Annotated in this window: 6 protein-coding genes and 2 pseudogenes; 7 read left to right on the top strand and 1 reads right to left on the bottom strand. The window is 36.5% G+C overall.

The window, feature by feature from the left end; translation table 11 throughout:
• Window positions 1-239: pseudogene (locus tag G322_RS23975) on the top strand (transposase); the annotation flags it as partial.
• Between the two features lie 422 nt (window positions 240-661).
• On the opposite strand, the gene G322_RS0116570 reads toward G322_RS23975, so the two are convergent.
• Window positions 662-952: a HipA domain-containing protein gene (locus G322_RS0116570; RefSeq protein ID WP_022942831.1), complete on the bottom strand. Its 291-nt coding sequence runs from the start codon at window positions 950-952 to the stop codon at window positions 662-664.
• An 11-nt stretch (window positions 953-963) separates the two neighbouring features.
• Here G322_RS0116570 and G322_RS21945 point away from each other — a divergent pair.
• The 6 genes and pseudogenes from G322_RS21945 to G322_RS0116535 form a co-directional block, all read left to right on the top strand.
• A pseudogene (locus G322_RS21945) lies at window positions 964-1,179 on the top strand (transposase); the annotation flags it as partial.
• Between the two features lie 388 nt (window positions 1,180-1,567).
• Window positions 1,568-2,524 carry a sialic acid TRAP transporter substrate-binding protein SiaP gene (locus G322_RS0116555; protein ID WP_022942830.1) on the top strand — a complete coding sequence of 319 codons (957 nt, stop codon included), beginning with the start codon at window positions 1,568-1,570 and terminating at the stop codon, window positions 2,522-2,524.
• A gap of 43 nt (window positions 2,525-2,567) precedes the next feature.
• Window positions 2,568-3,071: a TRAP transporter small permease gene (locus tag G322_RS24380; protein WP_022942829.1), complete on the top strand. Its 504-nt coding sequence runs from the start codon at window positions 2,568-2,570 to the stop codon at window positions 3,069-3,071.
• Between the two features lie 9 nt (window positions 3,072-3,080).
• The gene (locus tag G322_RS0116545) at window positions 3,081-4,364 is read left to right on the top strand and encodes a TRAP transporter large permease (protein ID WP_022942828.1); all 1,284 of its coding nucleotides are present in this window, start codon (window positions 3,081-3,083) and stop codon (window positions 4,362-4,364) included.
• A gap of 198 nt (window positions 4,365-4,562) precedes the next feature.
• Complete coding sequence (locus G322_RS0116540) at window positions 4,563-5,723, top strand: N-acetylneuraminate epimerase (RefSeq protein ID WP_022942827.1); 1,161 nt, start codon at window positions 4,563-4,565, stop codon at window positions 5,721-5,723.
• 507 nt (window positions 5,724-6,230) lie between these two features.
• Window positions 6,231-6,635: IS982 family transposase (locus G322_RS0116535; RefSeq protein ID WP_022942826.1), on the top strand; the 405-nt coding region annotated here is incomplete at its 3' end.

The following is a 6,635-nucleotide window of genomic DNA, read 5'->3' as shown; positions in this document are numbered from 1 at the left end:
GGCTAAGGAGTTGGGTATTGAATTGCACTATTTACCTCCTTAATAGTCCTAATTTAAATCCTATAGAGCGACTGTGGAAGGTGATGAGTGAATATGCAAGAAACAATAAATACTTTACAACAGCAAAAGAATTTCGACAGAGTATGAATGAGTTTTTTAGCCTTACCCTTCCCGAAATTGGTAGTGCTTTAACGAGTAGGATTAATGACAATTTTCAAACCTTCAATTTTGCAGTTTGAAGTGTCATGAGCTAGATGCGAAACAGTATCAAGTCGCTTGGGTATAGGCTTTCTCATATCAATTAGTTACATGCTCAATCTTGTGTCACGGTCTTGAAAATTATCAGCTTGGAAGGCTTAAACACTAAATAAACACAAGTTACTGAAAAACAATAAAAACCATCAAAAACCACAACACCATTTAAGCCTTATTATGATCAAATTAAACGGGGAAATAGAATTTTAGCCACCTTTTGATCACAAAAGGTAACAGTGGTTTTTATTTTATAGTTGAAAATAAACTGAGCTTTAGGGTTGAAAAAATTCAACATCTGAAACTGAATTTACAACTTTTTAAGCTGTGTTAGCATCCCTGAAAATATACTTTCTGATATATTGTTAGGGAAATCCACTGCTAACTTAGCTTGAGTCTCAATAATTATTTACTCAGTGCTAGCTTTAATCTCACTTAGTATACTTTCCATTTTATCAGTTTCAAATCCAACTTGCTTTGCTGTTTCAACGAAGTGTCGAGGGTAAATTTTATTAATATGATACTTTTTACCTTTCGTTGCTTTCAAGCCCATCGCCAGTTTTACTTGGCGAATATTCAACCCTTTTTTATTCGCAACAGGGAAAACTGATAACACATCATAAAACGGTGTTAATTGAAATTGTCCATCAGGTAAAATGAAAATAGAAAAGTTTTTAGCGTGACCATCTGATGCCCCCATCAACCAAAACAGATGGTACAAGTTGGCACCAAGAGTATTTAGATGAAGCGTTCCCAAACCTCAGTATTATTCATATTCCCCCTTATTCACCTGAGCTAAATCCAATTGAACAAATCTGGTCATGGATGAGGCAAAACGAAATTGCAAATCGCTCTTTTAACGGTTACGACGACATTGTAGAAAAGTGTTCCATCGCTTGGAATAATTTTAGAAGTGATACTGATTGAGTCATTTCACTTTGTTCGAGATCATGGATTAATATGACCAGTTAATTAATGGAATTGGTATTACTTCCATTTCAAAGGTCTCCTTATTTAATCCCCTATTTCTTTTTTAGTGCTTTTTACATCAAATGTTATTGATTTATGCTCACCATCACATTTTCCTACATTCGTCATTGAAGTAAAACTCCATTTTGAACTATAGTCTGGTGTATAGATTCATTGAGCTGATAGTTAAGGAACTTATTTGAGTTCACAAGGAAGCATCAGTGATATTTATTTTGTTATACAAGAAGAATGAAATTATTTTTACATAGTTCTATTTAAGCTACAGTTTAATGAAAATTGCATCACTCGTTATTCGATATCAACTAATTAACATATGGAAATAAAGATGAAAAAATTAACGCTAACATTACTATCGCTATCATTTGCTATGGTGGCCCATGCAGAGACAACATTAAAAATGGGGCTCCAAGCAAATGTAGGCTCAGCTGAATATACTTCGGCTAAATTATTATCTGATACTATTGCAGAGTTAAGTGATGGTGAGATGAAACTTCTACTTTATCCTGGTGCTCAGTTGGGTGATGACCGTGCAATGTTGCAACAAGTAACAATGGGCGATCTTGATTTTACTTTTGCTGAATTTGGTCGAATGGGTCTATGGATACCAAGAGCAGAAGCTGTGATGTTACCTTATGTAGTGAAAGATTTTGCTCATAGTAAACGTATATTCAATTCTGATTTTGGTCTAAAGATTCGAGAAGAGATGCTTACTAAGTTTAACTGGCGAGCATTAGATACATGGTATAATGGCACGCGTCAAACTTCGTCAAACCGTCCTCTTAAAAGTATTGAAGATTTTAAAGGGTTAAAATTAAGAGTGCCAAATGCAAAAGCAAACCTTTCCTTTGCTAAGTATTCAGGTGCATCACCGACTCCAATGGCTTTCTCAGAAGTTTATCTTGCACTACAAACAAATGCGGTAGACGGACAAGAGAATCCACTAACTACCTTCAACACAATGAAATTTTATGAAGTTCAACCATACCTAGCAATGACCAATCATATTCTTAATGACCAAATGATTTTAGTTAGCGAAGTTCGATGGTCAAAACTTTCTGACAAACAGAAAGAGATTATTAATAAGGCTGTCAAGTCTACTGGTGAAAAACATACGAGTTTTGTTAATAATCAAGAGAAAGAGCTAATTAGTTACTTCCAAAAAGAAGGTGTAACAATTACTTATCCTGAATTAGCACCTTTCAGAGAAGCAATGAAACCTGTTTATAAAGAGTTTGAGAAAAAACTTGGCCAATTAGTAATTAAGCAAATTACTGAAATTTAATGACACTTTGGCCACTATTACGGTGGCCAGTATAGGACCTGCAATGTTTCGTAAAATCATTGATAATATTGAAGAAATAATTACTATTCCCATGATGGTTGCCTTATTAGGCATTCTCACTTGGCAAATCGTTTCGCGTGGGATACTAGACTCTCCTTCATTGTGGAGTGAAGAGCTTGCGCGTGTGATCTTTTTGCATATGGCTATCATAGGTGCAGCTATTGGTATTAAAAAAGATGAACACGTTAAAATTATCTTTTTTTCTGACAAACTTCCTCGCAATATTCGTTATAGCCTGTTATTCACTTTGGAAGTGCTGGTATTAATAACCATTGGTGCAATGATTCATTATGGTTATGAATATGTACAACGAAATGCTTTTTTTGAACTCATTACATTGGGTATTTCCAGTTCATGGATGAATTATGCATTACCTCTAGGTAGCAGTTTTATGCTTATTAGGCAAATGCAAAAACTTTATTTTGTACAAAAGGCATGGCGCAATACTGAGTCATCTCCTGTATCAACGTGTAACTCTATAGGATAGGGAAATATTATGTTTGGATCTATAGTTGGTTGGTTAGCTCTGTTATTTGCAGGTATGCCGGTTGGTTTTTCATTGATTTTTGTAGGCCTTGTTTTCTTAATCGCGACTGACAGTACGGGTATCAACTTTGCTGCACAGCAAATGGTTGGTGGCCTTAATAATTTTACGTTACTTGCAGTACCATTCTTTGTACTTACTGGCCATTTGATGAATAGCGCAGGTATTACTGAGCGTATTTTTAATTTTGCAAAATCCTTGGTTGGTCATATCACAGGGAGTCTTGGGCATGTAAATATTATGGCAAGCCTGTTATTTTCTGGTATGTCTGGCTCTGCTCTGGCTGATGCGGGTGGGTTAGGTCAGTTGGAAATAAAGTCAATGAGAGATGCTGGTTACGATGATGACTTTGCAGGTGGATTAACCGCCGCTTCATGTATTATTGGGCCATTAGTACCACCTTCGATTCCTTTGGTTATCTATGGTGTTGTCTCTGGCACCTCAATTGGGGCCTTGTTTCTTGCAGGGGCAATACCGGGATTATTGTGCTGTATTGCGTTATGTATTATGACTTATTTTATCTGTAAAAAACGTGGTTATGCCGTACTGCCTCGTGCAACACGTAAAGAGCGGTTTGTTGCGTTTCAGCGAGCATTTTTATCCTTATTAACACCTATTATTATTATTGGTGGTATTTTTTCAGGTAAATTCACGCCCACTGAAGCGGCAATTGTCTCTTCGCTGTATGCGCTTTTTCTTGGTACTGTTGTTTATCGCACATTGAACGTAAATGAATTAATTAACCTGCTGAAAGAAACTGTGACTACAACATCTGTTGTTGCTTTGATGGTAATGGGGGTGACTGTTTTTGGCTGGATTGTTGCACGTGCACAGCTACCTCAGCAGCTAGCTGAATTATTCCTATCAATTAGTGAAAATCCGTTAGTTATATTATTAATGATTAACTTATTGTTGTTATTTTTGGGTACGTTCATTGAATCCCTTGCTTTACTTTTATTACTTGTTCCATTTTTAGTCCCTGTTGCTGTCTCTGTAGGTATTGACCCGGTGCACTTTGGGGTAATGGCAATTCTTAATTTAATGATCGGCATATTAACCCCCCCTATGGGCATGGCACTTTATGTTGTCTCGAAAGTAGGGAATATTCCATTCCATGTATTAACACGTGGGGTTATCCCATTACTTATTCCATTGTTTATAGTGCTTATATTAATCACTATATTCCCTCAAATTACTTTATTTTTACCTCAGCTAGTACTGGGATATGGATTGTAATCTGCTCTACCCATAACAAACTGACAAGAGTTTCCTTTTTTATTGCTAATCATGGCAATAAAAAGGGAAATAAATATTCCTTATTATCATTGTCAGTGATTACCTTTTTAGATAAATAGCCAAATAATATTGTTTACCTTGCCAATTTTTGCCCTCTGGACGCTAGCCGTCTGTCATTTGTATAAGGAAATTAACATAATGAAGAAACGATATACGCATAAATTTTTTACACCTTTGCTCACTGCTTCGCTAATACTGAGTAGTTCTGTTTTTGCCAATGATCATTGGCCTGATTTACCTATTGCGATGAAGAGCGGTATTAGTGCGCAGGTTGGCGATAAACTTTATGTGGGGTTAGGTTCTGCTGGACAGGGATTTTATATGTTAGACCTTGCTGATATTAAACAAGGATGGCAGAAAAAATCGGACTTTTCTGGGCCAGTACGTAACGGTGCAACAGCAAGTGTTGTAGGCAACGAAATTTATATTTTTGGTGGTGCAGGTAAGCAAAATAAAAATGATGCTGCACCAATCCTTTTTGATACGGTTTACCGCTATGATGTTAACTCCGACTTATGGGGGAAAGTTGATACAATCACTCCTGTTGGTTTACTTGGTTCTGTGTCGTACTCTCCTGATAGTAAGCAAGTGATATTTTTTGGTGGTTATAATAAAAACTACTTTGATCAATACTTGGCAGATATCAACGCGACTAATAAAAAAGAGCAACCTGAGAAATGGCAAAAAATCGTTGATGACTATATGGGCATGAAACCCATTAATTATAAGTGGAATTCAGAAGTACTTAGCTACACACCTAAAACGGGGTTATGGACAGAGGTTGCTAATTCACCTTATTTAGCAAATTGTGGTTCTGCATTGGTTACAGATGGTGCGAAAGCAACGATAATTAGTGGTGAAATCAAGCCGGGTCTGCGTACTGCGGAAGTTAAGCGCTTTGAGTTTGGTGCCGTTCAACCATGGAAAAGTTTACATGACTTACCAAAACCAACGAACCAAAGTGTTCAGGAGGGAGTTGCAGGCGCTTTTGCTGGTAAAAGCAATGGGGTGACGATTGTTGCCGGTGGTGCAAACTTCCACGGTGCTAAAGGTGCATTTGAGCAGGGTAATATGTTTGCTCACAATGGTTTTGGTAAAGCATTTAATCCTGAAACATATGTATTAGAGGATGGTTTATGGTCGCAATCGACCGATTTACCGCATGGTTTAGCGTATGGTGCTTCATTTACTATTGATCAAGGTGTATTAATTATTGGTGGTGAGGATGCGCAACGTGCTGCGCGTAAAGAGGTATATTTACTCTCTTGGGATGGCAAGTCAGTAAAAATAACGGATTAACCAAAATTCGAAATAAGTAACGCTTTCTAAGGCTGCTATCAATAACTTATTTAGAGTGAATAAGTTATTGATAGCAGCCTATTTATTTACGTTGATAATCATAAAATTCAGTAAGTCGTAGGTAATCACAATTGCACTGACTAACTGATCGTCTTTATTTGTTAAAATAAACTATTTCCGCGTTGGGCGTTTTGTAAAGGAAGTCACCATTTTCTGTAACTTCCGTCTTAAACGCGCTCATTTTTCCTACGCAAATTTAGACCATTAAATTACATACCTAACCTGAGTTTGGGATAAGAATTAAAATGAAATACCCCGCACCAAGGTTTTTCGCTTAGGCTAAAATTCGCTCCGCGAAGAGGGGTATCTGGGCTACTCTAAGGTCAAAAGCCTTTACACAGCAAGCTGCGGGGTATTGGACCCGAAGATAAAAATAATAAATTGAACTAAATGCCAGTTCCACGATCTGATCTTTTAACTAGAAAAATCAGATAGGAAAAAGATGGCATGGATAATTTAATTGAACTATTTTGTGATGTAGATGATTTTTGTAACGTTTTTATTCCAGAATGGGAAGCTAGTTTAATAAGCAATGGTGAGATAAAAAGACGAAGAGCTAAACGCATGAGTAACTCTGAAATAATGACCATTATTATTAGCTTTTATCAATCTCATTACAGAGATTTTAAGAATTATTACTTAGGCTATGTAGCAAAATATTTAAAATCATATTTCCCTTCTCTGTTGAGTTATACAAGGTTCATTGAGGTTATGCCATCGGTTATTATCCCTTTAAATACATATCTAACAACCTTATTCGGTAAGCCAACAGGCATTGCTTTTATCGACTCTACCAAAATAGCGGTATGTCATATTATTAGAGCAAAGCGCAACAACGTTTTTAATGGAATT

Origin of the sequence: Psychromonas hadalis ATCC BAA-638 (assembly GCF_000420245.1) — a bacterium.
Classification (GTDB): domain Bacteria; phylum Pseudomonadota; class Gammaproteobacteria; order Enterobacterales; family Psychromonadaceae; genus Psychromonas; species Psychromonas hadalis.
Note: the sequence above shows the minus strand (reverse complement) of the source record. Positions and strands in the feature narration are given on the sequence as shown.

Coding starts and splice junctions, on each gene's coding strand:
- G322_RS0116570 (WP_022942831.1), bottom strand. CDS start 952: ATGGGGGCATCAGATGGTCACGCTAAAAACTTTTCTATTTTCATTTTA.
- G322_RS0116555 (WP_022942830.1), top strand. CDS start 1,568: ATGAAAAAATTAACGCTAACATTACTATCGCTATCATTTGCTATGGTG.
- G322_RS24380 (WP_022942829.1), top strand. CDS start 2,568: ATGTTTCGTAAAATCATTGATAATATTGAAGAAATAATTACTATTCCC.
- G322_RS0116545 (WP_022942828.1), top strand. CDS start 3,081: ATGTTTGGATCTATAGTTGGTTGGTTAGCTCTGTTATTTGCAGGTATG.
- G322_RS0116540 (WP_022942827.1), top strand. CDS start 4,563: ATGAAGAAACGATATACGCATAAATTTTTTACACCTTTGCTCACTGCT.